Source organism: Methylophilus sp., from assembly GCF_052173275.1.
Classification (GTDB): Bacteria; Pseudomonadota; Gammaproteobacteria; order Burkholderiales; family Methylophilaceae; genus Methylophilus.
The window spans coordinates 1,177,708-1,203,405 of sequence record NZ_JBQMUL010000002.1 but is presented as its reverse complement, the minus strand read 5'-3'; the positions used below and the strand labels follow the sequence as shown (position 1 = coordinate 1,203,405).

Sequence of the window (25,698 nt, the reverse complement as noted above, 5' to 3'; positions counted from 1 at the left end):
GAAAAAACTTTAAATTCTGGCGTTTTCCCTTTGATTTTTAGGGACTTTCTTCAGCCAAGTGTTATATTAGGCCATTCATTAAGTTTCTGTGCAAGCTCAATTTAAAAAAACGATATTCTTGTATCATGCTTTTTGGCACTCACAAGCAAAAACAAAAAAGTAAACACTACGCAACGGCTTTCCGGTTGCGATTACCTGCTTTACTGCTAGGCTTATTTATTTTCGGCCTGGTACCGGCATCATATGCCGCTGAGATGAATGCACTTAGTATCGAATCTGCGCCAGGACAGCCTTTTCTGGCACAACTACCTATTGACCAAGCTCACCCTAACGCCGATATCAGTTGCTTCACACTGCAACAGCCACCGGCCACGGACCCTATCCAGCTTGAATACACCACATTAGGCAGCCAGCAAGGCGTGCTGATGTTATGGTCTAACAATGCCATTACAGGCCCGCTGAGGCTTACGCTGATAGATCGCTGCCTACATCACAGCCAGACCTTTACCATCCAGGCGGACAACACAGTGACGACCCCAGCATCGGCAGTCACTGCGCTAACCGCTCCTGAGGTAACATCCACAGAAACGCCTGTTCAAACACCTTCACCGGCGCAGCCAGCGATATTGGCTGAACCAGCCACAGCAAGCCCGGTCATTCCAGCCGAAGCATACGATGCCTTGCAGCAACAAATTAATGCCTTGCAAACAGACTTTAAACAATTACAAAAAAAATCAGACATTCTTTACGCCAGCAATCTTGCCCAGGCCAGCATTCTAACGTCAATGAAACAGCAACTGACCCAGTTGCAGAATGAAAACCACTTATTGCGCACATTGGTGCTGACGTTAAGCCTGGCACTTATCATCACCGGTTATTTCTTTGCCGACTGGCTACGCCGACATGCGGCCGTGCCTAAAACGCCTAAAGTGCGCGAAAAAGCGAAAGCACCTGGCAGCCAGTCGCAACCGGGCAATACTCAGCCACCGCATAGCCATGCGCCGACACAGCACCCGTCAGCAATACCTACCGGTAATCATCAGGCGCCCCACACACAATCACCTTACCAGCCGGCGGCTGGCAGGCTGCAACCAGTCCCCATGCATGCCAATGACGATGCGGTTTCACTGAGCAGTGCACCACAAAAAGTCAGCTCACAGCAAAGCACCAACGCCGTTATGCAAGATGCCTCGCGTTTATTTACGCATGGCCGCATCAATCAGGCGATTGAGCACTTACAGCAACATTTATACAGGCACCCTAAATCGTCGCCGTGGATGTGGCTTTACTTACTTGATTTATTATCCAAGGAAGGCAAGCAGCAGGACTTTGACATCGTCGCCGCGGATTGCCGGAAACATTTCAACCTCAGCGTTGAGCGCAATCCCGACTTTAAACAGCAGGGCATAGAATCTTACCCGCGCATTATGAAAGCCCTGCAGCAGACCTGGGGTACGCCGCAGGTGATTTCGCTGATTGATGACCTGGTATACAACACCCGCCTGGTGCCACGCATGGGGTTTGAGCGCTGTATCTTTGAAGAATTGATGATGTTGAAAGAGATCGCCTGCCAGACGCAGAATCTGCCTACGTCTCAACCATCAGTCAAGCCGTCAGCAGAAGCAGATTCCATGCAGGATAACTTGCGCGAGTTGCAAAAATTGTCCGGCGATATCTATGTGCTGGCACCGGTAGACCAGACACCATTCCAGTACTGGACCGATTTCACATTCGAACTGGATGCGCCTGCGACCGTGCGCAAATCAGCCTAGCCAGTACGCAAACGCCAACCCGGCCGTTAGTGCCGCACCGATCCAGACATTTTCCAGAAATGCTTTAAAACACTGCCCGGGATGCCGTGTGCGAATCAGTTGATACTGGCGGAGGATCAACATGACTGCCGCACCCCAGCCTAACCAGAATGGCCACCCCAAGCCCAGAGAACACGCCACCTTGGCCAGAATGACCAGCATGACCACAAAGCAGACCATGATCGCCAGCACATCCAGGCGCCCAAAAGTAATGGCCGAAGAGCGGATACCGATTTTAAGATCATCGTCCCGATCAACCATGGCGTAGGCAGTATCATAAGCGACCGACCAGCTCACATTCGCCAGCAACAACCACCAGGCCAGCGCAGGCACTTGCCCTTGCAAGGCGACAAACGTCATCGGGATACCAAAACCGAATGCCACGCCCAGATAGGCTTGCGGGATAGCTAAAAAGCGCTTGGTGTAAGGGTAGCTGATGGCTAGAAACAAAGCGGGTACCGACCAGGCCACCACTCGCCACCCCAATGTACACACCAACACAAAAGCGATCAACGCCAGGCCAAGCGCTATCAGGTAGGCCTCTTTCACGGAGATTTCACCAGTTGCCAGCGGGCGCAAGCGCGTACGGGCCACCGCGCCATCCCAGTGTCGGTCAGCAATATCATTCAGTGCACAACCTGCCGAGCGCATCAGGAGTGTGCCCAGCACAAACACGGCAGCGACACGCAGGTCTGGCTTGCCTAGCCCGGCGACCAGCAGGCCCCACAACGTCGGCCACATCAATAGCCAGATACCGATAGGCTTATCCAGCCGTGTCAGGCGGTAGTAGGCATTCCATTTTGCCAGCGACAACATTGCTTTATTCCACCCTCTTTATCAAAGCATCCGTCTGATTGGCAGAAGCTGGTAAAAATACTTCTGTCACCAACAGGTGATGACGTTGCAGGCAGAATAATGATCGCCGCGCCCACAAAGGCTGGCGCGACATCGATGGCAAATGTTTTGAGACTGTTTTGTACAATGGATGCGCGGGAGACAGCTTACGGAAATGCAGCACGCCTCTTTCGACGGCCGGGTTGGCAAATAAGGCCGCGCCCAAAGGCAAGCGTCCCATTTTGCGCAAACCATACCAGGGTCCGCGCAAGTCCTTGCGCGCAATTACACTATGCGCGAACACACGCGGCTGCCCATCGCCCATCAGCCACACTTCCCGCACCCAAGCCTGGGTGGTCAGCGGCAATTGCAGCAGCTGCCTTTCATCTATATGCGGCTTGCTCCACGACTCACGTAACAACTGTACAGAAAAATCCGCGTAATGCCGTTTCAGGCGCGCAGTGAGTGAGCCGCGCTCCTGCAGCCACGGGCGCAAAGCATGCTTGGCGATTGGTGTTGCCAGCCAGCCAGCGTCATCGCAATAGTGCTCGCGGTGCATGGCAGTCACTGCTGAGGAAGCTTAAAGGTTTTAGGTAGCCAGACCCACAATTGCCCTTGCTGGCGCATGGCACCTGCAAGCTTGCCGGCAGCCTCACCCTCGCCCCAATAGATATCAGCGCGCACGCCGCCCTTGATTGCGCCGCCGGTATCCTGCGCCAGCATCAACTGTTGTAGGGGCGTTTCGGTATTGGGGTAGGGTTGCGTTGTCGCCATAAATACAGGCGCGCCTAAGGGAATATAGAAGGGATCGACGGCGATACTGCGGGCTGCCGTTAACGGCACACCAAGCGCGCCCAGCGGGCCGGATAAACCTGTGGGTAATAATTTAAAAAATACATAGCTGGGGTTGGTATTGAGCAACCCTTGCAATTGCTCAGGGTGCTGCTGGCCCCAGGTTTTAATGCCTTGCATGGAAGCCTCACTGGCCGTCAACTCACCCCGCTCGACCAGCACTTTGCCTATCGACTGATAGGGATGGCCATTCTGGTCTGCATAACCGACTGGCACACGCTCGCCGTTTTCCAGCTCTACAATGCCAGAGCCTTGCACCTGCAAGAAGAATGCTTCTACAGCGTCATTCACCCACAGCAACTCATTGCCCAGCAAGGGCGACTGCTGTTGATCAATGTCGGTACGTGTGTAATAAGGCACTAATGTTTGGCCTTGTACACGTCCACGTACACGCTTGTATTTCAGGTCAGGGAACAAGTTGGACAGGTTGACCGTGATCAGGTCAGCAGGCACTTTATACAGAGGCACCGGGAAACGTTCGCTGGCAGCTCTCGCCCCTTTTAATACCGGCTGATAATAACCGGTGATTAACCCTTGCGGCGCGCCATCTACTTGTTGTGTGGCATAGACATTGAAATACTGCTGCCAGTAAGTCTGTATAGAGGTGGCGTCATCAGCCTTCACCGTTTGCGCCGCCATACACACCGTTTGCCAGTCAGGCTTTTTCTTTAGCCCCTGACAGCTTTGTAACCATGCCGACCAGCTGGCAGGCCAGTTTTCATTTTCCATGCCAGGCATTTCTGCCCAACTGACTGGCTTCAGCAGTGCGTATGGCTGGGTAGGTGGCTTTTGATCGACTGAAGAGGCGTCTGGCTTCTGCGGCACCACCGGCACACTTCCCGGGACTTTGGGTGGAGATTTTTTTGGCGGGAGAGGTGCAGCGGACTGGCAGCCAGCCAGCAACAATATGCAGACCAGCAGCCCGAACTGGCGCATGCTGAATTTTTGTCTTGCCACTAAACCATCAACCAATGTCGCACCCATTCACTTCGTTTCAGTCATTTAACTTTAATTCTTTTTCAGCCCTGATTTTTCAGCGCTAATGCAAGCCCGCAGCCTGGTGCAGCCAAAAAGTGGGGATATCGACTTCAAACCAATGGCCATCGACGGCTACCATTTGATAGGTGCCGTACATCTCGCCGCTGGGCGTATTGAACATCACGCTGCTGGTATATTTGTATTCGGCATCCGGCGCCAGCAACGGTTGCTCACCGATGACGCCCAGGCCTTTGACTTCACGCACCTGCTGCATGGCATCGGTGATCACCCAGTGGCGGCTGATCAGTTGCGCCGCGGTGGTGCCGGCATTCCGGATAGTCACGGTATAGGCATAGACATACTGTCCTGCTTCCGGGGAAGATTGGTCCTGTAGATACTCGGTAATCACCGACACCTCACATGCGTATAAGCCGCTATCCGTCACATTTACCCTATCATGCCTGTGGTGGGAGAACTGGGGCTGGCAGAATAAAGTTTTTTCGCCATCCGCCCCGCTAAAAATGATTCGCGCCCTGCTTCGACCGCTTTTTTCATGGCGCTGGCCATGAGTACCGGATCACGTGCAGCCGCAATCGCAGTATTCATCAACACACCGGCACAGCCTAACTCCATGGCAATAGCAGCATCCGAAGCACAACCGACACCGGCATCCACCAGCACAGGGATCTTGGCGCTCTCGATAATGATTTGCAGGTTCCATGGGTTCAGTATCCCCATGCCGGAACCTATGAGTGACGCCAGCGGCATCACGGCCACACAGCCGATGTCTTCCAGCTGCCTGGCGATAATCGGATCATCAGAGGTATACACCATGACGTCAAATCCTTCTTTCACCAGGGTTTTGGCAGCTGCCAGGGTTTCTGTGACATTCGGGTACAAGGTATTCGGGTCACCGAGCACTTCAAGCTTGACCAGCCTGTGGTCATCCAGGAGTTCGCGTGCCAGGCGCAAGGTACGCACCGCATCATCTGCACTATAACACCCGGCTGTGTTCGGCAAATAAGTAAATTCCGCAGGCGGCAAATAATCCAGCAGTGAAGGCTCGTTGGCATTCTGGCCAATATTGGTACGCCGGATGGCGACCGTAATGATCTCAGCCCCACTGGCGTCAATCGCCGCGCGCGTTTCCGCAAAATCTTTATATTTACCAGTCCCTACCAGCAGGCGGGATTGATAACTGTTACCGGCAATTACCAGTGCATCACTCATGTCATGTATTCTCTAAATTGATAGGATTCGCAAAGCAGGGCTTTGGTTGCAGCAGATTGACGTTTGGCTCAACCGCCACCGACGGCGCCAACGATTTCCAGCTTGTCATCCCCTTGCAGGTGTACCGCCGGAAATTGGCTGCGGGGCACGATATCACCGTTACGCTCCACCGCGATACGTTTTCCGGTCAACTGCATATGTTCCACCAGGGCCAGCACTGTCATCGCCTCGGATGGCAGCTGCATGACATTCCCATTCACAAAAATTTGCATCCCACTCTTCATTTTTTATCAAACCAGCCGTTATTTTACGAAATATTGACGTATTTGGCTTTTAGTTTTTAAGTGCTGACGCTGCTGTCATCCATTGGTCATCGTTGCGCGTTACAGTAGGCAAACATGGCATCATGTTTGCTTTGATGTTGTAGCGGCGCAAATACAGCATCATAACAGGACCAAATTGGGCACTTTATTATTTAACCCTTTGCTCAATCAGGAACTTTTTGTTAATTTTGTCGCCACAGACACGACGAACACAATTCGTCATGTCGTACTGGAAATATTGAATCCCAAAAGGAAAATTGAAATGCAAATTGTAGAATCTTACCAACCCGCTTCGTCTATCCATATTTTAACTGACGAAATTTATTCCCCAGGCTTGAACACTGTGGCTGATGTGAGTGCTTCAAAAGCTTCACAAAAAGCGCAGGAGCATAAAAAAGCCATTCTTGAGCTACATCGTTTTCTGGAATCCAGTTGCGATTGCGTTTAACGCTTTAAACCAAGTAACACCCTGACCCGGATTGGGTCAACATTTATACTGGCTATACCGAATTGAAAGCATTGAACAGTGCATGTGGCACTGTTTCCGCTTTTTCTGCAGGCAGGCAGCTATAAAACAAAAAAGATGGCAATTAGCCATCTTTTTATTTTTACAGCACCCCATTATGCAGATGCCGATATGGCATCTGCACTTCAGGCATTCAATTATTCAATCACCAACTCAGGACGACCTTTTTCTGGCCAGTCCAGATGGAAGAATTGTCCACGTGGCTGATCTTTGCGCTCATAAGTATGCGCACCGAAGAAGTCACGCTGGCCTTGCAACAGGTTAGCCGGCAAATCGGCACTTCTGTAACCATCATAATAAGCCAGCGCCGCAGCAAAACCTTGCGCAGGGATACCATTGGTCACCGCCAGCGCAATCACTTTACGCCAGCCAGCCTGGCCTTCATTCATGGCATTGGTAAAGTAAGGGTCCAGCATCAGGTTTTTCAGGCGGGAATTCAATGCATAAGCATCAGTGATTTTTTGCAGGAAGCGGGCACGGATAATACAACCGCCACGCCAGATCTGGGCCAGCTCACCAAAGTTGAGTTTCCAGTTATAGGCCACTTGTGCTTTATCAATCAGCTGGAAACCTTGTGCATAAGCGCAAATTTTGGAGCAATACAAAGCGTTTTTAATCGCTTCAATAATCGCTGGCTTGTCAGTTTCCTTAACAATCTCAGGGCCTTTCAGAATGCGGCTGGCTTCAACACGCTCTTCCTTCAGGCTGGACAATGCTCGCGCATACACTGCAGCGGCAATCGCGTTGGCCGGGGCACCCAGTTCCAGGGCGTTGGCTGCGGTCCACTGACCGGTGCCTTTCTGGCCTGCGGTATCCAGGATCTGGTCAACCAGGAAGCCTTTGCCGCCCGGGTCTCTTTGTTGCAGGATGTCTGCCGTAATCTCGATCAGGAAGCTGGACAGTTCACCTTTGTTCCACTCGGCGAATACTTTACCGATCTCATCCGCTGGCATGCCCAACAGGTTTTTCATCAGCCAGTAGGCTTCGCAGATCAACTGCATATCGATGTATTCGATACCGTTATGCACCATTTTCACATAATGGCCGGCACCATCGGGGCCAATGTATTCCGCACATGAGAAACCGCCCACTATAGGCTTGCCTGGTTCGCCACCTTCCAGCGGCGTGCCGGTCACCGGGTCTACCTTGGCGGCAATATCACGCCAGATAGGCTCAAGGCTGGACCATGCTTTACGGGTGCCGGAAGGCATCAGGGAAGGGCCAAAACGGGCGCCGGTTTCGCCACCGGAAACGCCGGAGCCAATAAACTCGATGCCTTTGGCAGCGAGCTCTTTTTCACGGCGGATAGTGTCTGTCCACAACGCGTTACCGCCATCAATAATAATGTCGCCCTGCTCGAGGAAAGGCAGCAGTGCATTAATGGTCACATCGGTGGCGCTGCCGGCTTTTACCAGCAATACGATTTTACGCGGACGCTTGATACTCAATACAAAAGAAGCCAGATCGGCATGGCCGACCACACGCTCATGCGACGGCTCTTTGGCTTTGCATTCCTCAATAAAATTCAGCATTTTTTTCGGATCGCGATTGTAGACCGCGATGGTGTAACCATGATCGGCAATGTTCAAGGCCAGGTTTTGGCCCATCACTGCAAGGCCCACCAGGCCGATGTCAGCGTTTTTTGTAGTCATATCAGTCTCTTAAAATTTTTGATTAGGTTAAAAAAAAGCACAGGCTTGTGGCCTGTGCTTGGACTTGAGGTGCAATTGAACGTTCAATGCTTGCTGAAAAACCATATTTATCAACATCCATTTATCGTTCAAGCCTATTAGTTATCTTAATGCGTTACCCAACAATTGCAGCGCCAGTTGATATCCGATACCAGCGACCTGCGCATCATATCTTTCACCCTCATCGCGCATAAAGGCATGCTGCCCATTCACTTCATGCCAGGTGTAATTCAAACCGGGGATATTGGCGAATCGGTTATATAACTCGGCACGCTTATCGCCAGGAATATGCGGGTCCTGCTTGCCCCAGATCATCAGCAACTCACCTTTGATCTCGTTCACACGTTCCATGCTGTGCTGGCCAGGTTTATTAGGAATAAGATTGGTATGCAAATCGGTCGCGTAGAAACATGCGGTCGCTTTCACTTCTGGCTGCAAAGCAGCACGGAATGCCAAATGGCCACCGATACAGAAACCGGCTGCGCCCAACTTACCGCTATACCATGGCTGCGCATTGAGAAACTCGATCATGGCACGGTTATCCGTGTCGTAAGCCTGCACGTCTTTGGCAAACTTATCCGCATTACCTTTATCGCGACCGGCATCGTCGTAACCAAGCACGGTACCAATCGGGTTCAACTCATGAAACACTTCCGGCACCAGCACCGCATAACCATGGCTGGCTAAAAAACGTGCTGCACGCTCAATCGGGCCGGTTTGCTGGAAGATTTCCGAATAAAACAAAACCGCAGGCACTTTACCATCCTGCTTGGGACGGTGCACATACGTGCGCATCACCCCGGTCGGCGTGTCCAAATCAACGATTTCGCTTGTAATCAGCATAACTATCCTTCAACAATCAAAAATATCGGCTATTCTAGCGCTGTTTTGCAGGCTTTTCACTGTTATTCATTGTCTGCAGCAGAATTTTTTGCATTTCATTGGGTTAAATGCACCCGGTTATTCCTGAGTAAACCGTCACAAGGAGTCAGCATGCGCACACTGCTTCATGGCTTGATCGCACTTCTACTGGTTTCATCCATAAGCCCTGTGCTTGCAGAGCCCGACCGCGAACTGGTCTACCGTTTAAAAGCATCGGTCGTCAAAGTACATGTCATGACACAAACTGGCGGCCATGGCGTGGGCACCGGCGTGGTGGTTGCCAAAGATATGATCGCCACTAATTGCCATGTATTGGCCAACAGCAACGGCATCAGCATTTCAAAATTCGGCGAAAGCATCAGCCCGGTTGGCATGGTGGCAGACTGGGCGCATGACGCCTGTATCCTTAAATTCCAGTATCTGGAGCTGGCGCCGGTGAAACTCGCTTCAGCGGCTTCCCTGCATTACGGCGACGAAGTCTTTTCAATTGGTTTTCCCGGTGGGCCGCCCAAACCACAAACCATTGCCGGCAAAGTGCGCGCGCTTTACCCGTTTGACGGCAGCACTGTGGTGCGTTCGGATGCGGCTTTTATCATGGGCTCCAGTGGCAGCCCGACTTTTAACGGCGCAGGTGAGCTGGTGTCGCTGAGCACGTTTAAAAGCCCGGGCAAGCATGCTTATTTTTACAGCATTCCGGTCGAATGGGTGCAAGCGCTGATGCAACAGCAAACCGCCTCTACGCCCATGCCAGATGCGACACCATTTTGGGATCTGCCATTGATTGAACGGCCTTTCTGGATGCAAGTGGTGCAACCTTACCAAACTGGCGACTGGCCAGCGCTGGAAGCGATTGCGCGCGGCTGGGTGAATCAGCAGTCAAAATCTGCAGAAGCTTATTTTTACCTGGCGAGTGCTTTACATGGCCAAGGACAGCTGGACGCGGCACTACAGGCTTATCAGCAAGCCGTTGCTTTGCAACCCGCACATATTGACGCCTGGACAGGCTTGGCGATTCTTGCTCAACAACAAAAACAGCCAGCGCTGCTCACCGATGCCAAAGAGCACATCAAGCAACTGGACACACAGGCGTATGCAGAGCTGGAGCAACGCCTGCAAGAAGCACGTTAACCCGTAGCACAACTGGCAGCACGCATGCAGCACATGCCTCTGTTAGAATAACGTTTTTGATGTGTTGACTATCAAGGCTTATGACTTCTCGCAATCAGCAACTGTTTGAACAATCCCAAAAACTGATCCCGGGCGGGGTGAACTCACCGGTTCGCGCTTTCCGCAGCGTGGGCGGCACGCCGATCTTCTTTAAAAAAGGCGTCGGTTCCAGATTATGGGATGCCGATGGCAAAGAATATATCGATTACATCAACTCCTGGGGGCCTATGATTCTGGGCCACGCCCATCCGGAAGTGGTTGCAGCGGTACAGCAAGCGGCTGCCAACAGCCTGAGTTTTGGCGCACCCACCGGTTTAGAGCTGGAAATGGCCGAGCTGATCAATACACTGGTGCCTAGTATGGAACAGGTACGCCTGGTCAGCAGCGGCACTGAAGCCACCATGAGCGCCATCCGTGTGGCGCGTGGCTTTACCAAGCGCAACAAAATCATCAAGTTTGAAGGCTGTTATCACGGCCATGCCGATGCCTTACTGGTAAAAGCCGGTTCAGGATTGCTGACCTTTGGCGAACCAAGCTCGGCGGGTGTGCCCGCCGATGTCGCGGCCCATACCCTGACACTGGATTACAACAACGTGCAGATGCTGAAAGACACCTTTGCCAGCATCGGTGATGAAATCGCCTGTGTGATCCTGGAACCCGTAGTCGGCAATATGAATTTAATCGTGCCACACCAGGAATTTTTGCAAACCCTGCGCAGCCTGTGTACCCAGCATGGCACGGTATTGATTTTTGACGAAGTGATGACCGGCTTCCGCGTGTCACTGGGCGGCGCACAAGCGCTGTATGGCATCACACCGGACATGACCACGCTGGGCAAAGTCATTGGTGGCGGTTTGCCAGTAGGCGCCTTTGGTGGCCGTAAAGATATTATGAGCGTGCTGGCACCGCTGGGCGCGGTCTATCAGGCCGGCACTTTGTCTGGCAACCCGGTGGCTGTCAGCGCTGGCTTAACTACCTTGAAACTGGTGCAAGCCCCTGGCTTTTACGACAAACTTGCTGCACAAACCAGCAAACTAATGGATGGCTTAAAAGCCGCCGCACAAAAAAGCGGCATTGCCTTTAATGCGCAAAGTGTAGGCGGCATGTTTGGCTTGTATTTCAGCCACAACATCCCGACCAGCTACGCAGAAATGATGCAAACCGACAAAACCGCTTTTAACAGTTTTTTCCACAGCATGCTAGATAGCGGCATTTACCTCGGCCCTTCAGCCTTTGAAGCAGGCTTTGTTTCAGCAGCCCATACCGATGCAGATATTACAGAAACGGTTGCGGCGGCAGAAAAAGCGTTTGCTGCTTTGTAAGCATCACCGTTTAAAGCACTGACACCAGCCGCTTTAAATTTGCAGCTATATGGCCCCGCCTGGTTAACCAGGCGGGGCTAATTACTTTTACCAGCCCGCTGAATTCCTGTTTAGCAGCTATCTCCGGCCGTTTGCATGTCTGAACTTGCATCAGCTAATCGCATAAGCGATCTGTAAATAGAGTTTACGAAATCATGCGTCTCCAACGACCAACTATTTAAAGTCACTTAACCGCGCGCTGAAATTGACCTGGTTTAATGGCGCGCAATATTCAACTGAAAGCCGCACGGTATCGCCTTAATTTAATATCGAGCGTTGCCTGACTTCCGCATGATTTCCACCCACGACAATCAACAAATGAAAATGATTCTCAATTATGTGATTAAAAAGTGATGCTGAGTTATTTAACGCAGGCTAAACGATTGAAATTGCTAAACTTTAACGGTATCATTGAAGGTTCCTCCAAATGTTTTGTAAGTGAAGAATCTGGCAATGGATATGCAGTCCGACAACAACGTGATGAGTGTTTCTCAAGATACCGCAACCGCTCTGGACAACCAGATCGGTTTGGCCCCGCAATCGCAGGGTTTATACGACAGACGCCACGAAAAAGATAGCTGTGGCGTGGGCTTTGTTGCCCATATTAAAGGCCAGAAGAGCCACGACATTGTTGCAAAAGGCCTGCAACTGCTCGATAACCTGACCCACCGTGGTGCCACTGGCTATGACCCGAAACTGGGTGACGGTGCTGGCTTGCTGATGCAAATGCCTGACACCTTTATGCGTGAAGAAGCCGCATCATTAGGCATGACATTGCCTGCTGCTGGCCAATATGCTGTTGGTCAGGCGTTTCTGCCGCAAGGTGCGGATAACCGCGCCAAATGTGAAGCCATTTTTGCGCAGATCATCGCTGAAGAAAACCAGACATTGCTGGGCTGGCGCGATGTGCCAGTCGACAACAGCAATATTGCCGATGCTGCCCGTGCAGTAGAACCCGTGATGCGCCAGGTATTTATTGCCAGCACCTCTGCTGACAGCAATACTTTTGAACGCAAATGTTTTGTTATCCGCAAACGCATCGAGCATGCCATCCGCAAACTCAGCTTGCAGGATAACGCGCAGTTTTACATGCCTTCATTCTCTTCCCGCACCATTGTCTATAAAGGCATGCTGCTGGCGAATGAAGTCGGTGTTTATTACAAAGACCTGAAAGACGCTCGCGTGGTGTCTGCACTGGCTTTGGTTCACCAGCGGTTCTCTACCAATACTTTCCCGGCCTGGGATCTTGCCCACCCATTCCGCATGATTGCGCACAACGGCGAGATCAATACCGTGCAAGGCAACGTCAACTGGATGACGGCCCGTCACGAGACCATAAAATCCACAGTGCTGGGTGAAGACCTGGAAAAACTGTGGCCACTGATTGTAGAAGGCCAGTCTGACTCAGCCTGCTTCGACAACTGTCTGGAGTTGCTGGTGGCTGGCGGTTACAGCCTGCCACACGCCATGATGATGCTGATTCCGGAAGCCTGGAACAACAATCCGCTGATGGATGAAGACCGCCGCGCTTTCTACGAATATCACGCTGCCATTATGGAGCCATGGGATGGACCGGCTGCGGTGGCATTTACCGACGGCAAAATGATAGGTGCCACACTGGACCGTAACGGTTTGCGTCCTGCGCGTTACCTGGTGACTGAAGACGACATCGTCATGATGGCATCTGAGATGGGTGTGATCACCTTCCCGCAAGAAAAAATCGTGAAGAAATGGCGCTTGCAACCAGGCAAAATGTTGCTGATCGACATGGAGCAAGGCCGCATCATTGACGATGAAGAAGTCAAACAAGAGCTGGCGCAGGCCAAGCCTTATCGCCAATGGATCGAGCAGACGCGTTTCCACCTGACTGAGTTGCCTGCTGCAGGCACTGGCGAAGTCGCCTTGCAGGCGAATCTGCTGGATACCCAGCAAGCCTTTGGCTACTCGCAGGAAGATCTCAAATTTGTTCTGCAACCGATGCTGGATAACGGTGAAGAAGGTGCTGGCTCTATGGGTAACGACGCGGCTTTGCCAGTGTTATCCAACAAAGCCAAAACCCTGTACAACTATTTCAAACAGTTGTTTGCGCAAGTGACCAACCCGCCAATCGACCCGATTCGTGAAGAGTTGGTGATGTCACTGGTCACCTTTATTGGCCCCAAACCTAACCTGCTGGGTATAGATGAAACCAACCCGCCTCTGCGCCTGGAAAGCAGCCAGCCGGTGATCAGCCTGGAAGGGCTGGAAAAACTTAAAAATATCGACACCTTGACCCAGGGCCAATTCAAGTCCATCGTGTTGGATCTGACTTACGATGCGGCCTTAGGCAAAGACGGCATGAAACAGGCGCTGGACATCCTGCATGACCAGGCTGAAAAAGCCGTGCACGATGGTTACAACGTACTGATCTTGTCTGACCGTACTGTTTCCGCAAGCCGCGTGGCGATTCCTGCCTTGCTGGCCTGTTCGGCCACACACGAGTTCCTGGTGAAAGCCGGCTTGCGTACCAGCACTGGCCTGGTGATTGATACCGGTTCTGCACGTGAAGTGCACCACTTTGCCTTGCTGGCAGGTTACGGTGCCGAAGCGGTGTGTCCATGGCTGGTATATGAAACCATGAAGACCTTGACCAGCGACGTTGAAAAAGCGGGCAAAAACTTTGTCAAAGCAGTTGGCAAAGGCCTGTATAAAGTCATGTCAAAAATGGGCATTTCTACTTACCAGTCTTATTGTGGCGCGCAGATTTTTGAAGCGATCGGCCTCAACAGCCAGTTCGTGAATGACTACTTCACCGGCACTGTCAGCCAGATCGAAGGCATAGGCCTGGAGCAGGTAGCTGAAGAAACCATGCGCATGCATGACCAGGCATTCGGTAACGACCCTACTTTGTTGAACGCGCTGGAAGCCGGCGGTGAATACGCTTTCCGTGTACGCGGTGAAGAGCATTTGTGGACACCGCAATCGATCAGCAAACTGCAAAGTGCGACCCGTACTGGTCAATATGATACTTACAAAGAATATGCTGCGCTGATCAATGACCAGAGCCGTCGCCATATGACTTTGCGTGGCCTGTTTGAAATCAAACCAGCCGCCGCGGCGATTCCGCTGGATCAGGTTGAGCCAGCTAAAGAGATCGTTAAACGCTTTGCGTCAGGCGCGATGTCACTGGGCTCTATCTCTACCGAAGCGCATGCGACGCTGGCCGTAGCCATGAACCGTATCGGCGGCAAATCCAATACCGGCGAAGGTGGTGAAGACGTTAAACGCTTTATCCCGGTACAAGTGGATTCCAGCATTGCTGAAGTATTGGGCAGCGAACTGATTGAAGCGGATGTGCCGCTCAAAGCAGGTGATTCCTTGCGTTCACGCATCAAGCAAGTGGCCTCCGGCCGCTTTGGTGTGACGGCGGAATACCTCAGCAGCGCTGATCAGATCCAGATCAAGATGGCACAAGGTGCCAAGCCAGGTGAAGGCGGTCAACTGCCAGGGCATAAAGTCTCGCCATACATCGCGAAACTGCGCTTCTCAGTGCCTGGCGTAGGTTTGATCTCACCGCCACCGCACCACGATATTTATTCGATTGAAGATCTGGCACAGCTGATTCACGATTTGAAAAACGCCAATCCAAAAGCGTCTATTTCAGTCAAACTGGTGTCAGAAACCGGCATCGGCACAGTGGCGGCAGGTGTGGCAAAAGCCAAATCTGACCATATCGTGGTTGCAGGCCATGACGGCGGTACTGGTGCATCACCATTATCCTCAGTCAAACACGCAGGTACGCCATGGGAACTTGGCCTGGCTGAAACACAGCAAACCCTGGTGCTTAACCAGTTGCGTGGCCGTATCGTATTGCAAGTTGATGGCCAGATGAAAACCGGCCGTGACGTACTGATTGGCGCCTTGCTGGGTGCAGATGAGTTTGGTTTTGCGACCGCGCCGCTAGTGGTTGAAGGCTGTATCATGATGCGTAAGTGTCATTTGAACACCTGCCCGGTAGGCGTGGCGACACAAGACCCGGAACTGCGCAAGAAATTTACCGGCCAGCCGGAACACGTGGTGAACTACTTCTTCTTTGTGGCTGAAGAGTTGCGCGAATTGATGGCCAGCATCGGTATTGCGAAAGTAGATGACCTGATTGGTCGCGCTGATCTGCTGGACATGAAAGCCGGCATAGCACACTGGAAAATCAATGGCCTGGACTTCAGCAAGATTTTCCACCTGCCAGACATGCCAGCCAGTGTTTCGCGCAAAAACAATGACATTCAGGACCACGGCATTGCCAAGGCGCTGGATAACAAACTGATTGAGCTGTCACAAGCCGCGCTGGAAAAAGGTGAAAAAGTCACCTTGAACCTGCCGATCATGAACACCAACCGTACTGCGGGCACCATGCTGTCGCATGAAGTGGCACGTCGTTACGGCAATGATGGCCTGCCAAACGGTACCATTCATGTCAATTTCACCGGCACTTCAGGTCAGAGCTTTGCCGCTTTCCTGGCCAAAGGTATCACCTTTGAGCTGACCGGTGAAGGTAATGACTACGTGGGTAAAGGCTTGTGTGGCGGTCGTATCATCATCAAACCACCAACCACTTTCCGTGGCTTGTCTTACGAGAACATCATTGTCGGCAACACCGTCATGTACGGCGCAACTACCGGCGAGAGCTTCCTGAGTGGCGTGGCGGGCGAGCGTTTCTGCGTGCGTAACTCTGGCGCGACGGCGATTGTTGAAGGTGTGGGCAACCATGGTTGCGAATACATGACCGGCGGTACTGTACTTGTACTCGGCCCAACCGGCCAGAACTTTGCAGCCGGCATGAGTGGCGGTATTGCTTACATTTACGATATCGATGGCCAGTTCGCCAAACGCTGCAACATGAGCATGGTCTCACTGGAAAAAGTCGAAACCGCCGAAGCGGACGTGGGCAAAGTACAGCATATGGGCCAGCCTGATGAAGTGTTGCTGAAAGGCTTGATCGAACAGCACGCAGCGCTGACCGGTAGCCCACGTGCCAAAGACATCCTGGCGGACTGGCCAGCCGCACGCGCAAAATTCGTCAAGGTGTTCCCGAACGAATACAAACGCGTACTGACCGAAATGGCTGCGGCTTCTGCCAAACAAGCTGCTTAATCGTTTTTGTTTATTGAATACCCCGCGTACGCGCGGGGCCTAGTTAAGGTTGCGCCTGAGTGGTGTGATAGGGAAGAGATAATTTAACATGGGTAAAGTCACAGGTTTTATGGAGTTTGATCGCCTGGCAGAAGAAAATCTGCCAGTGCAGCAACGCGTCAAAAACTACAAAGAGTTTGTTCTGCATTTGACAGACGACCAGGCCAAACAACAAGGTGCCCGTTGTATGGACTGTGGCATTCCGTTCTGCACGACCGGCTGTCCTGTGAACAACATTATTCCGGACTGGAATGACCTGGTATACCATCAGGACTGGCGCAATGCGATCGATGTGCTGCATTCAACCAACAACTTCCCGGATTTTACCGGCCGTATCTGCCCGGCCCCATGTGAAGCCGCCTGTACGCTTAATATCAATAATGACCCGGTGGGCATCAAATCCATAGAGCACGCGATTATCGATAAAGCCTGGGAAAACGGCTGGGTCACCCCGCAAATCAACCCGAACAAGACCGGTAAGCACATTGCTGTTGTTGGCTCTGGCCCTGCCGGCCTGGCAGCCGCACAACAATTGGCGCGTGCCGGTCACAGCGTGACTGTGTACGAGAAAAATGACCGTATCGGTGGCTTGCTGCGTTACGGCATCCCCGATTTCAAACTGGATAAATCCGGTATTGACCGCCGTGTGGCACAGATGGAAGCCGAAGGCGTGACCTTCAAGGTCAACCAATACGTAGGCGAAAACGTCAGTGCGACCGACCTTGAGCGCGACTATGACGCGGTGATCCTGGCTGGTGGTGCAGAGTTGCCACGTGACTTGCCAGTGACTGGCCGTGAACTGGATGGCGTGCATTTCGCCATGGATTTCCTGACACCGAACAATAAAATGGTCGCGGGCGATAACGTGCCTGACCAGATCAAAGCCACCGGCAAACACGTGGTTGTGATCGGCGGCGGTGACACTGGTTCTGATTGTGTAGGTACTTCTAACCGTCACGGCGCGGCCAGCATCACTCAATTCGAGTTGATGCCGCAACCGCCAGAAAAAGAAAACAAAGCCATGGTATGGCCAAACTGGCCGCTGAAAATGCGTACTTCCAGCTCGCATGAAGAAGGCGCAGCGCGCGACTGGTCTATCACCACCAAAGAATTGATAGGTGAGAATGGCAAACTGACCGCACTGAAAGGTGCGCGCGTAGAGTGGAAAGACGGCAAGATGACTGAAGTGCCGAGCTCTGAATTCACCATTAAAGCCGACCTGGTATTTTTAGCGATGGGCTTTGTCTCACCTATCCAGAAAGTGCTGGATGCGTTTGGTGTGGAAAAAGACAACCGTGGCAATGCCAAAGCCACCACCGATGGTGCAGGCTGCTACAAAACCAGCAAAGCCAAGGTATTCGCTGCCGGTGATATCCGCCGCGGACAATCGCTGGTGGTATGGGCAATACGCGAAGGCCGTCAGTGTGCGCGTGAAGTAGATGTGTTCCTGATGGGAGATTCTACCCTGCCACGTTAATGCGTCACCGGGTAAGTAAGCGCCGATGAGTCATATCATCGGCGTTTTTGTTTGCGCTGACGCAAAAAAACACCATTCTTTCAGGTGAAAGCAGGCGGCGCACTTTATAATGCTATTTTGATTTTTGACTGGTCAAACTGAGTATCCAACCGTTTACGCCTGGATACGAATCAAGACCCTGCCACCCATGAGCCAACTGCAAAACGATACTTTTTTACGTGCATTACTGCGCCAGCCTACCGACTACACGCCAGTCTGGATGATGCGCCAGGCCGGGCGCTACTTACCTGAGTATCGCGAGAGCCGTAAAACTGCCGGCAGCTTTATGCAGCTGTGCCAAAGCCCGTCGTTTGCCACGGAAGTGACCTTGCAGCCGCTGGACCGTTATCCGCAGCTGGATGCCGCTATCCTGTTCAGTGACATTCTGACCGTCCCGGACGCCATGGGCCTGGGGCTTTATTTTGAAGAAGGTGAAGGGCCGAAATTTGAGCGCACTTTGCAGGACGAGGCCGATATCCTCAACCTGGAAATTCCGGATATGTCCAAGCTGCAATATGTGTTTGATGCGGTCAGCAGTATCCGCAAGGCACTCAATGGCCGTGTGCCACTGATAGGCTTTTCCGGCAGCCCGTGGACACTGGCGACCTATATGGTGGAAGGCAAAGGCGGCACTGATTTCCTGAATACCAAGAAAATGGGCTATGCCAGGCCGGAACTGTTACACCGCATCCTGGAAATCACCGCGCAGACCGTGATCCAGTACCTGAATGCGCAGATTGCCGCTGGTGCGCAGGCAGTGATGATTTTTGATTCCTGGGGCGGCGCGCTGTCACACAACGCCTATACCGAGTTCTCGCTCAACTATATGCAGAAAATTGTGGCTGGCCTGACTAAAACCGCGGAAGGCCGCCAGGTGCCCTGTATTGTGTTCACTAAAGGTGGCGGCTTATGGCTGGAAGCCCAGGCCGCAATTGGCGCAGATGCGTTGGGCCTGGACTGGAGCATGGACGTAGGCAATGCCCGCCGGCGCGTGGGTGACAAAGTCGCCTTGCAAGGCAATATGGACCCGGCGATTTTACTCAGCTCACCCGCAGCGATTGAAAAAGAAGTCGCCAGTATTCTGGCAAGTTACGGCCATGGCCATGGCCATGTGTTTAACCTTGGTCATGGCATCACGCAGTGGACGCCGCCAGAACACGCGGCCTGTATGCTAGAGACGGTGCGCAAGCTCAGCCCGCAATACCACCAATAACAGGCTGTATAAAAAATCCCGCTCTTAAATAAAGCGGGATTTTTTTATTGTGCAACGCTTACTTGAGCGTCATGCGCGATAAGGTTTTATCCTTATCAATAAAGTAATGTTTAAGCGCACCGATGACATGCAGGGCAATAACGACCAGCAAAATAGTCGCAAACAACTCGTGCGAGTCTTTGAAAATATCGCGCAAATCCGCATTATCCAGGCCACCAAATACTTCCAGCCCAAACCACTTCAAGCCATATTTGCTATATAGCGTCATTAATACGCCAGTCAGCGGCATCGCTACCATCAGCACATACAGGAAATGATGTGCGGCAGTCGCCAGCTTACGCTCAAAGGTAGAGTTGCTTAGCATGGCAGGCGGTGTATGGCTCACGCGCCAGAACACGCGGAACACCACCAGCCACAACAAGGTAAAGCCCAGTGATTTGTGCAAATTAAAATACAGGGTACGTGCACTGCCCGGTTCATCCATATGCCAGCTATAAATGCCCCAGCCAAATAAATCAAACTCGGTTTGTTTAGGGCCATCTTTCGGCAGCCCGCCCATATACCACCCCAGTGCAAACATTCCGGCGATCGCCAGTGCAATCAGCCAATGCAAAATAACGGCAACTTTGGTATATCGTTGCGTAGAACTCATGTCTTCTCCTTGAAATCCCCTGTGACAACTGTCACTTTGTACTCATGAATATATTGATTATGATGTATGAAACATTCATGGGTGAGTCAGCATGTTATCAAAAATCAGGCGAGTGTGTGTCGGTGTTACATTCGGCTTTGTAACGTTTTGTAGTCATGTGTGGGCAGACAGTTTTGAGTTGAAGAAAGTTGCCGATGGCGTGTATGTCCACCATGGCAAGCATCAGGATATTGACGATGGTTACCAGGGCGATATCTGCAACCTGGGCGTGGTGGTTGGCCGCGACGCCATCGCCGTGATTGATAGCGGCGGCAGCAAACATACCGGCGAGCAATTACTGCAAGCCATACGCGGCATCAGCCAGTTGCCAGTGAAATATGTGATCAACACCCATGTGCACCCTGACCACACTTATGGCAATGCGGCTTTTCAGGGCGAGCCCGTGCACTTTGTCGGCCATGAAAAACTGGCCAACACCATGTTGCTGCGCAAAGAGCAATACGAAAAACTCAATGCCAGCCTGCTCGGCGATGCAGGCAAAGCCAGTACCACCATCCCGCCTGACACTGCCGTACATAGTCAGTTATCCCTGGATTTAGGCGATCGCGTATTGCAACTGCAATCGCAAACCGTAGCGCACACGCATACCGACCTGACGGTGCTGGATAGTAAAACCAATATCTTATTCACCGGCGACCTGGTCTTTGCACAACGCACTCCGGTGGTAGAAGGCGATATTAAAGGGCTGATCTCGGTACTGGAGAAAATCAACCAGACGCAATATGCCCTGATCGTACCTGGCCACGGACAAGAAAGCGCAGACCAGAAAACCATGATTGGCGATGAACTGCGTTACCTGAACCTGCTGCTGGCCGATGTGCGCACCAGTATCAAAAAAGGCATTAGCATGGAGCAGACCATGGACACCGCCGCCGAATCGGAACGCAAAAAATGGCTGCTGTTTGAGATCGCCAATCGCCGCAATGTGAATGTGATCTACCCGCAACTGGAGTGGGAGTAATCAGGCGTGCCATGAGCATGCCCGGTTAATCAGCGTATGCCCTCCTCACAATGAATGAAAGCCTGCATTGAAGCGCTGGTGGTGGCTGAGCATTCTGCTCTAGAATAACAGCATGCCATTACATATTCTGATTGTTGAGGATGAACCCTCTATCGCTGAAACGCTTATTTATGCCTGTCAGTCTGAGCAAATGCAGGCCAGACACGTCACCTTAGGCCAGCAGGCGCTGGACCTTCTGAAACAGCAATCCTTTGACATGATCATCCTGGACATAGGCTTACCGGATATGACAGGCTTTGAGGTCTGCAAGCAACTACGCCGCTTTTGCGAAACGCCGGTCATTTTCCTGACTGCGCGTGACCATGAAGTCGACCGCATACTCGGGCTGGAGATTGGTGCAGATGACTACGTGCCTAAACCATTCAGCCCGCGCGAGATCATTGCCAGAATTAAAGCCATACACCGTCGCTTGCATCCGGAAAACACCCATCTGGTGGCAGGCTTCCAATTAGATGAACTGGCTAGCAGGATCTATTACCACCAGCATTTGCTGCAGCTCACGCGTTATGAATATCTGCTACTCAAAACACTGGTGCAGCAACCACACCGCGTATTCTCGCGGACTACCTTGATGGATACCATCTGGCAATCCGCTGAAGAAACCATGGAGCGCACGGTGGATACCCATATTAAAACCCTGCGTAACAAGCTCCGTGAACTATCCCTTACCCATGCATTGGCCACCCAGGAGTTGATAGTGACACACAGAGGCATGGGATATAGCTTGCTGCCATAATCGCCCGCATGAAAATCAGCCTGAAAATTTTTCTTGGTTATTTTTTGCTGGTCGGCCTGGCCGCATGGTTTGTCCTGGTGGTATTCGTCGACGAGGTGAAGCCCGGTGTACGGCAAGCGATGGAAGATACGCTGGTAGACACTGCCAATGTACTCGCCGAACTGGCAAAATATGACTTGAAACAAGGCACTATCCAGCATGGCCAGTTTGCAGAAAGCCTGCAGAATTACCAGGCCAAATCAGGCGTTGCCAGCATCTGGGGCATTCCTAAATCTACGGCAGATTACCGTGTTTACATCACCGATCGCCAGGGCATCGTGGTGTTTGACTCTCAGGCACTGGCGACCGGCCAGGATTATTCGCACTGGAACGATGTATATCTCACGCTGAAAGGCCAGTACGGCGCCCGTTCTACGCCTACCAACCCGGCCAATCCCGATGGCGACACCATCATGTATGTAGCAGCGCCTATTTTAGACATGGGCCAGACCATAGGCGTGTTAACCGTGGCAAAACCCAATAGCACCATGCAGCCATTCATCCGGCGCGCACAACAGAAAATCATGGGCTGGGGCGCGTTATTGTTTGTATTATCGCTAGGACTGGGCGTTGCGTTTACCTGGCGCTTTACGCGTGCCATTCACCGCCTGCGTGACTATGCCATAGCGGTGGCGCAAGGCAAAAAAGCAGTAGCGCCGGATTCCAGCAATGATGAGCTGGCAGAGCTGGCACAAGCGATGAAAACCATGCGTGACGAGCTGGATGGTCACCAGCATCTCCAGCACGCCATCCAGCAGTTAACGCATGAGTTGAAAAGCCCGATCACGGCGATACAGGCAGCCGTTGAATTGATAGAACCCGAGATGCCGGTGCAAGACCGCACGCACTTTCTCAATAGCATCAAAACGCAAAGCCATCGCCTGCAACACATGGTACAAAACATACTGGGGCTGGCTGCGCTTGAACAGCAACAGATGCTGGCGCTTCCGGTCAACATCACGCTTGCAACATTGGTCACGCAACAAACCCAGCTCGTCAAAGACCGTGCCGATCAACGCAACATCAAGCTGATCACCAGCCTGGACCCCGCACTATCCATACAGGGGGATGCTTTTTTGTGCGGGCAGGCCCTCAGCAATCTGCTGGAAAATGCGCTGGATTTCAGCCCGGATAACAGCAAAATCCACATTCGTTTGAGCCATACGGTTGAAGGCGTCTGTTTACAGATCAAGGATGAAGGCAGTGGCATTCCCGATTATGCCCTCAGCAGGGTCAGTGATAAATTCTATTCACTTGCCAGGCCAGCCAACACCCCCAATGCCGGACAAAAAAGCACCGGGCTAGGCCTGAACTTCGTCCTCCAGATCATGGCATTGCATCGCGGCAAATTCGCGATTGCCAATGCAGAAAGCGGCGGAGTGATTGCCAGCCTGCTTTGGCCTGGCTAATATCTGACCCGGCCACTTCACACTCGCTTCACATTCACCACAACATCGCTTCACGCACGCCCTCTAAGCTGCAAACTCTTTCATCAAGGAGTTTGCCATGCAAAAACCACTGTTATACAAATCGCTGGGGATGTTGGGGCTGATACTGCTCATGTCGCTGGCCATAGGCTATGTCAATGATTTGATTATCGAACGTCAGGCCAGGCAAGTCGCGGTAGAAAGCGATATCGCGCAATCTTCCACCGCAGCACAAACGTTGACCGGCCCTATCCTGATCATCCCTTACGCAGAACATTACTCAGAAACACGAGGCAGTGGTGACTCGCAAACCCTTGTTGAATATAAAGATGAGAAGCGCCTTTATTTGCTGCCCAGCACACTGGATATCGCCGGCGGTTTTACCCACAATGTGAAACAAAGAGGCATTTTCAAAGCCTTGATGTATCGCTTCAATGGGGATGTTTCCGGCTCATTCAATCTGGATCAGATCAAACTCGAACCACAGCATAAAAATGGCAAACTCATCATGGGTCGCCCTGTGTTATCGATAGGGCTCAGTGACACACGCGGTATTGATGGGCAACCGGTATTAAACTGGGATGGTCAAAAAATCGCCTTGAAACAAGGCAGCCAGTTGCCTTTATCAATGGCCGGCATTCATGCTGACCTTGATAGTTTAAAACCGGAACAGCATAGCGTTGCTTTCAAATTGAACCTGCATATCCGCGGCATGCAGCAATTCAAGGTGATCCCTGTGGCTGACAAGAATACAGTCCAGTTACACTCCAGCTGGCAGCACCCGCATTTTGATGGCAACTTCTTACCTGATGCTGCCAGCCAGAAAATCGACCAGCATGGCTTCCAGGCAACATGGGAAGTTTCTTCACTGTCCAGCAGTGTGCAGGCGCTACTGCTCACTCAACTGGCCCACAACGCTGACGCACTTGACTTAGCAGCCATCAGCGTTGGTTTTGTCGAGCCCATCAATATCTACAGCTTATCGGACCGTGCCACCAAATATGGCCTGTTGTTTATCGGCCTGACGTTTGCTGGCTTCTTTATCTTTGAAATCCTGAAACAGCTACGCATACACCCGGCGCAATACACCCTGGTCGGGCTGGCCATGGCCGTTTTTTATCTGTTATTGATCTCACTTGCCGAGCATATCGGCTTTGCCTATGCCTACGGCATTGCCAGTGTTGGCTGCGTCAGCCTCATCGGCTACTACCTCGCAAACATCATGAAAAACGTGCGTTTCGGTGTCGTATTTTCACTCAAACTCGGGCTGTTATATGCCACTTTATACGGCATTCTTATCTCGGAAGACAATGCGCTGCTCATGGGTTCGATACTCATATTCAGCTTGCTGGCTTTCACTATGGTGGTGACGCGCAAAGTTGACTGGTATGCCCTGCGCCAGGACTAATCTGCATCATGGGCGGGAAACCGCCCATTAAAAGGCGAGCGGCCCAGGCCGCCGGTTTTTGAAAGGTCATTTCATGAAAAAAATCATTTATGTGTTCATCAGCTGGATCCTGCTCAGCCCGTTCATCCCTGAGCAGGTCATCATCCCGGTATTACATGCTTCTGCCAAAGACTGGAACCGTGATAGCTACTGGTTTGCGCCCTGGGGAAAATCCGGGGTGCATAAAGGGATTGATATATTCGCCAATAAAGGCAGGCCGGTGCACTCTGCCAGCAAGGGGCTGGTACTGTATGCAGGAGCGCTGGCAAGAGGTGGTCATGTCGTTGCCATCATTTCTCCTAAATGCCGGATTCACTATTATGCGCATCTGGACACCATTCAGGTCAGCCCTTTTGCTATCGTCACCCAGCACAGCGCCGTCGGCACGGTAGGCAATAGCGGGAATGCCATCGGCAAGCCGCCACACCTGCATTACAGCATATTCAGGTTTTTGCCTGACCTGGCTGATATCACATTGGAAACGCAGGGATGGAAACGCATGTTTTACGTGAACCCTCACGTGTTATTGACAAACACATAACTCCCCCCCGCCCATCAAACCCTGCATCTTTTGCAGAGTTTGATGTTCTGTGTACCCCCTGCTTTCTGCAATGTTTGCAGTGGCTCTTCACTGATTTATTCATCACACCAATAAAAAACACATTTAAATCATATAGTTAACCATATCTCCACACTTCATCGCCACATGGCATAACGCTTGCAAAGACATACCCGTATTGATTCAAAATAATAAGGGAAGTCT

The 25,698-nt window shown here is 51.9% G+C and carries 21 protein-coding genes; 12 read left to right on the top strand and 9 right to left on the bottom strand.

Going from position 1 to position 25,698, the window contains the following annotated elements; genetic code table 11:
• The first annotated feature begins 254 nt into the window (after nucleotides 1–254).
• Nucleotides 255–1,772 carry a type IV pilus assembly protein FimV gene (locus tag ACTS9Y_RS07180; RefSeq protein WP_442585275.1) on the top strand — a complete coding sequence of 506 codons (1,518 nt, stop codon included), beginning with the start codon at nucleotides 255–257 and terminating at the stop codon, nucleotides 1,770–1,772.
• Here ACTS9Y_RS07180 and ubiA read toward each other — a convergent pair.
• From ubiA to thiS, 6 genes are all read right to left on the bottom strand, one after another.
• Nucleotides 1,764–2,627, bottom strand: coding sequence for a 4-hydroxybenzoate octaprenyltransferase (gene ubiA / locus ACTS9Y_RS07175; RefSeq protein WP_442585274.1), 864 nt, complete (start codon nucleotides 2,625–2,627; stop codon nucleotides 1,764–1,766). The two genes, ACTS9Y_RS07180 and ubiA, sit on opposite strands and share 9 nt — an antisense overlap.
• A gap of 4 nt (nucleotides 2,628–2,631) precedes the next feature.
• Entirely contained in the window at nucleotides 2,632–3,204 is a 573-nt protein-coding gene (locus ACTS9Y_RS07170) for a chorismate--pyruvate lyase family protein (protein WP_442585273.1), read from the bottom strand.
• A gap of 5 nt (nucleotides 3,205–3,209) precedes the next feature.
• Nucleotides 3,210–4,481, bottom strand: a complete 1,272-nt coding sequence (gene mltA, locus ACTS9Y_RS07165; protein WP_442585272.1) for a murein transglycosylase A — start codon at nucleotides 4,479–4,481, stop codon at nucleotides 3,210–3,212.
• Nucleotides 4,482–4,536: 55 nt separating this feature from the next.
• Entirely contained in the window at nucleotides 4,537–4,920 is a 384-nt protein-coding gene (gene apaG / locus ACTS9Y_RS07160) for a Co2+/Mg2+ efflux protein ApaG (RefSeq protein ID WP_442585271.1), read from the bottom strand.
• Nucleotides 4,921–4,922: 2 nt separating this feature from the next.
• Entirely contained in the window at nucleotides 4,923–5,705 is a 783-nt protein-coding gene (locus ACTS9Y_RS07155) for a thiazole synthase (RefSeq protein WP_442585270.1), read from the bottom strand.
• A gap of 68 nt (nucleotides 5,706–5,773) precedes the next feature.
• A complete protein-coding gene (thiS, locus tag ACTS9Y_RS07150; protein ID WP_442585269.1) occupies nucleotides 5,774–5,977 on the bottom strand; it encodes a sulfur carrier protein ThiS in 204 nt (67 codons plus the stop codon).
• Between the two features lie 313 nt (nucleotides 5,978–6,290).
• On the opposite strand from thiS, the gene ACTS9Y_RS07145 reads away from it, so the two are divergent.
• Nucleotides 6,291–6,476: a hypothetical protein gene (locus ACTS9Y_RS07145; RefSeq protein WP_442585268.1), complete on the top strand. Its 186-nt coding sequence runs from the start codon at nucleotides 6,291–6,293 to the stop codon at nucleotides 6,474–6,476.
• 215 nt (nucleotides 6,477–6,691) lie between these two features.
• Here ACTS9Y_RS07145 and gndA read toward each other — a convergent pair whose 3' ends face one another.
• A complete protein-coding gene (gndA, locus tag ACTS9Y_RS07140; protein WP_442585267.1) occupies nucleotides 6,692–8,206 on the bottom strand; it encodes an NADP-dependent phosphogluconate dehydrogenase in 1,515 nt (504 codons plus the stop codon).
• 141 nt (nucleotides 8,207–8,347) lie between these two features.
• Nucleotides 8,348–9,088, bottom strand: a complete 741-nt coding sequence (locus tag ACTS9Y_RS07135) for a dienelactone hydrolase family protein (protein ID WP_442585266.1) — start codon at nucleotides 9,086–9,088, stop codon at nucleotides 8,348–8,350.
• 150 nt (nucleotides 9,089–9,238) lie between these two features.
• Between ACTS9Y_RS07135 and ACTS9Y_RS07130 the strand changes: the two genes are divergently transcribed.
• The 5 genes from ACTS9Y_RS07130 (at nucleotide 9,239) to hemE (ending at nucleotide 19,553) form a co-directional block, all read left to right on the top strand.
• Nucleotides 9,239–10,255 (top strand): trypsin-like peptidase domain-containing protein, encoded by a 1,017-nt coding sequence (locus ACTS9Y_RS07130; protein WP_442585265.1) that lies wholly within the window; start codon nucleotides 9,239–9,241, stop codon nucleotides 10,253–10,255.
• A gap of 80 nt (nucleotides 10,256–10,335) precedes the next feature.
• Complete coding sequence (gene hemL, locus ACTS9Y_RS07125) at nucleotides 10,336–11,616, top strand: glutamate-1-semialdehyde 2,1-aminomutase (protein WP_442585264.1); 1,281 nt, start codon at nucleotides 10,336–10,338, stop codon at nucleotides 11,614–11,616.
• A gap of 498 nt (nucleotides 11,617–12,114) precedes the next feature.
• On the top strand, nucleotides 12,115–16,785 hold the full coding sequence (gene gltB / locus ACTS9Y_RS07120) for a glutamate synthase large subunit (protein WP_442586916.1): 4,671 nt from the start codon (nucleotides 12,115–12,117) through the stop codon (nucleotides 16,783–16,785).
• An 88-nt stretch (nucleotides 16,786–16,873) separates the two neighbouring features.
• A complete protein-coding gene (locus ACTS9Y_RS07115; protein WP_442585263.1) occupies nucleotides 16,874–18,301 on the top strand; it encodes a glutamate synthase subunit beta in 1,428 nt (475 codons plus the stop codon).
• Between the two features lie 187 nt (nucleotides 18,302–18,488).
• A complete protein-coding gene (hemE, locus tag ACTS9Y_RS07110) occupies nucleotides 18,489–19,553 on the top strand; it encodes a uroporphyrinogen decarboxylase (protein WP_442585262.1) in 1,065 nt (354 codons plus the stop codon).
• Nucleotides 19,554–19,611: 58 nt separating this feature from the next.
• Here hemE and ACTS9Y_RS07105 read toward each other — a convergent pair whose 3' ends face one another.
• Nucleotides 19,612–20,205 (bottom strand): cytochrome b, encoded by a 594-nt coding sequence (locus ACTS9Y_RS07105; RefSeq protein ID WP_442585261.1) that lies wholly within the window; start codon nucleotides 20,203–20,205, stop codon nucleotides 19,612–19,614.
• A gap of 91 nt (nucleotides 20,206–20,296) precedes the next feature.
• On the opposite strand from ACTS9Y_RS07105, the gene ACTS9Y_RS07100 reads away from it, so the two are divergent.
• The 5 genes from ACTS9Y_RS07100 to ACTS9Y_RS07080 all read left to right on the top strand — a co-directional run bounded on the left by ACTS9Y_RS07100 (nucleotide 20,297) and on the right by ACTS9Y_RS07080 (nucleotide 25,476).
• Nucleotides 20,297–21,226 (top strand): quinoprotein relay system zinc metallohydrolase 2, encoded by a 930-nt coding sequence (locus ACTS9Y_RS07100; RefSeq protein WP_442585260.1) that lies wholly within the window; start codon nucleotides 20,297–20,299, stop codon nucleotides 21,224–21,226.
• Between the two features lie 112 nt (nucleotides 21,227–21,338).
• Nucleotides 21,339–22,022, top strand: coding sequence for a two-component system response regulator CreB (gene creB / locus ACTS9Y_RS07095; protein ID WP_442585259.1), 684 nt, complete (start codon nucleotides 21,339–21,341; stop codon nucleotides 22,020–22,022).
• Between the two features lie 8 nt (nucleotides 22,023–22,030).
• On the top strand, nucleotides 22,031–23,470 hold the full coding sequence (creC, locus tag ACTS9Y_RS07090) for a two-component system sensor histidine kinase CreC (RefSeq protein WP_442585258.1): 1,440 nt from the start codon (nucleotides 22,031–22,033) through the stop codon (nucleotides 23,468–23,470).
• A gap of 97 nt (nucleotides 23,471–23,567) precedes the next feature.
• Nucleotides 23,568–24,896, top strand: coding sequence for a cell envelope integrity protein CreD (gene creD, locus ACTS9Y_RS07085; protein ID WP_442585257.1), 1,329 nt, complete (start codon nucleotides 23,568–23,570; stop codon nucleotides 24,894–24,896).
• A gap of 73 nt (nucleotides 24,897–24,969) precedes the next feature.
• Complete coding sequence (locus ACTS9Y_RS07080) at nucleotides 24,970–25,476, top strand: M23 family metallopeptidase (protein WP_442585256.1); 507 nt, start codon at nucleotides 24,970–24,972, stop codon at nucleotides 25,474–25,476.
• Nucleotides 25,477–25,698: the final 222 nt, after the last annotated feature.

Coding starts and splice junctions, on each gene's coding strand:
- ACTS9Y_RS07180 (WP_442585275.1), top strand. CDS start 255: ATGAATGCACTTAGTATCGAATCTGCGCCAGGACAGCCTTTTCTGGCA.
- ubiA (WP_442585274.1), bottom strand. CDS start 2,627: ATGTTGTCGCTGGCAAAATGGAATGCCTACTACCGCCTGACACGGCTG.
- ACTS9Y_RS07170 (WP_442585273.1), bottom strand. CDS start 3,204: ATGCACCGCGAGCACTATTGCGATGACGCTGGCTGGCTGGCAACACCA.
- mltA (WP_442585272.1), bottom strand. CDS start 4,481: ATGGGTGCGACATTGGTTGATGGTTTAGTGGCAAGACAAAAATTCAGC.
- ACTS9Y_RS07155 (WP_442585270.1), bottom strand. CDS start 5,705: ATGAGTGATGCACTGGTAATTGCCGGTAACAGTTATCAATCCCGCCTG.
- thiS (WP_442585269.1), bottom strand. CDS start 5,977: ATGCAAATTTTTGTGAATGGGAATGTCATGCAGCTGCCATCCGAGGCG.
- ACTS9Y_RS07145 (WP_442585268.1), top strand. CDS start 6,291: ATGCAAATTGTAGAATCTTACCAACCCGCTTCGTCTATCCATATTTTA.
- gndA (WP_442585267.1), bottom strand. CDS start 8,206: ATGACTACAAAAAACGCTGACATCGGCCTGGTGGGCCTTGCAGTGATG.
- ACTS9Y_RS07135 (WP_442585266.1), bottom strand. CDS start 9,088: ATGCTGATTACAAGCGAAATCGTTGATTTGGACACGCCGACCGGGGTG.
- ACTS9Y_RS07130 (WP_442585265.1), top strand. CDS start 9,239: ATGCGCACACTGCTTCATGGCTTGATCGCACTTCTACTGGTTTCATCC.
- hemL (WP_442585264.1), top strand. CDS start 10,336: ATGACTTCTCGCAATCAGCAACTGTTTGAACAATCCCAAAAACTGATC.
- gltB (WP_442586916.1), top strand. CDS start 12,115: ATGCAGTCCGACAACAACGTGATGAGTGTTTCTCAAGATACCGCAACC.
- ACTS9Y_RS07115 (WP_442585263.1), top strand. CDS start 16,874: ATGGGTAAAGTCACAGGTTTTATGGAGTTTGATCGCCTGGCAGAAGAA.
- hemE (WP_442585262.1), top strand. CDS start 18,489: ATGAGCCAACTGCAAAACGATACTTTTTTACGTGCATTACTGCGCCAG.
- ACTS9Y_RS07105 (WP_442585261.1), bottom strand. CDS start 20,205: ATGAGTTCTACGCAACGATATACCAAAGTTGCCGTTATTTTGCATTGG.
- ACTS9Y_RS07100 (WP_442585260.1), top strand. CDS start 20,297: ATGTTATCAAAAATCAGGCGAGTGTGTGTCGGTGTTACATTCGGCTTT.
- creB (WP_442585259.1), top strand. CDS start 21,339: ATGCCATTACATATTCTGATTGTTGAGGATGAACCCTCTATCGCTGAA.
- creC (WP_442585258.1), top strand. CDS start 22,031: ATGAAAATCAGCCTGAAAATTTTTCTTGGTTATTTTTTGCTGGTCGGC.
- creD (WP_442585257.1), top strand. CDS start 23,568: ATGCAAAAACCACTGTTATACAAATCGCTGGGGATGTTGGGGCTGATA.
- ACTS9Y_RS07080 (WP_442585256.1), top strand. CDS start 24,970: ATGAAAAAAATCATTTATGTGTTCATCAGCTGGATCCTGCTCAGCCCG.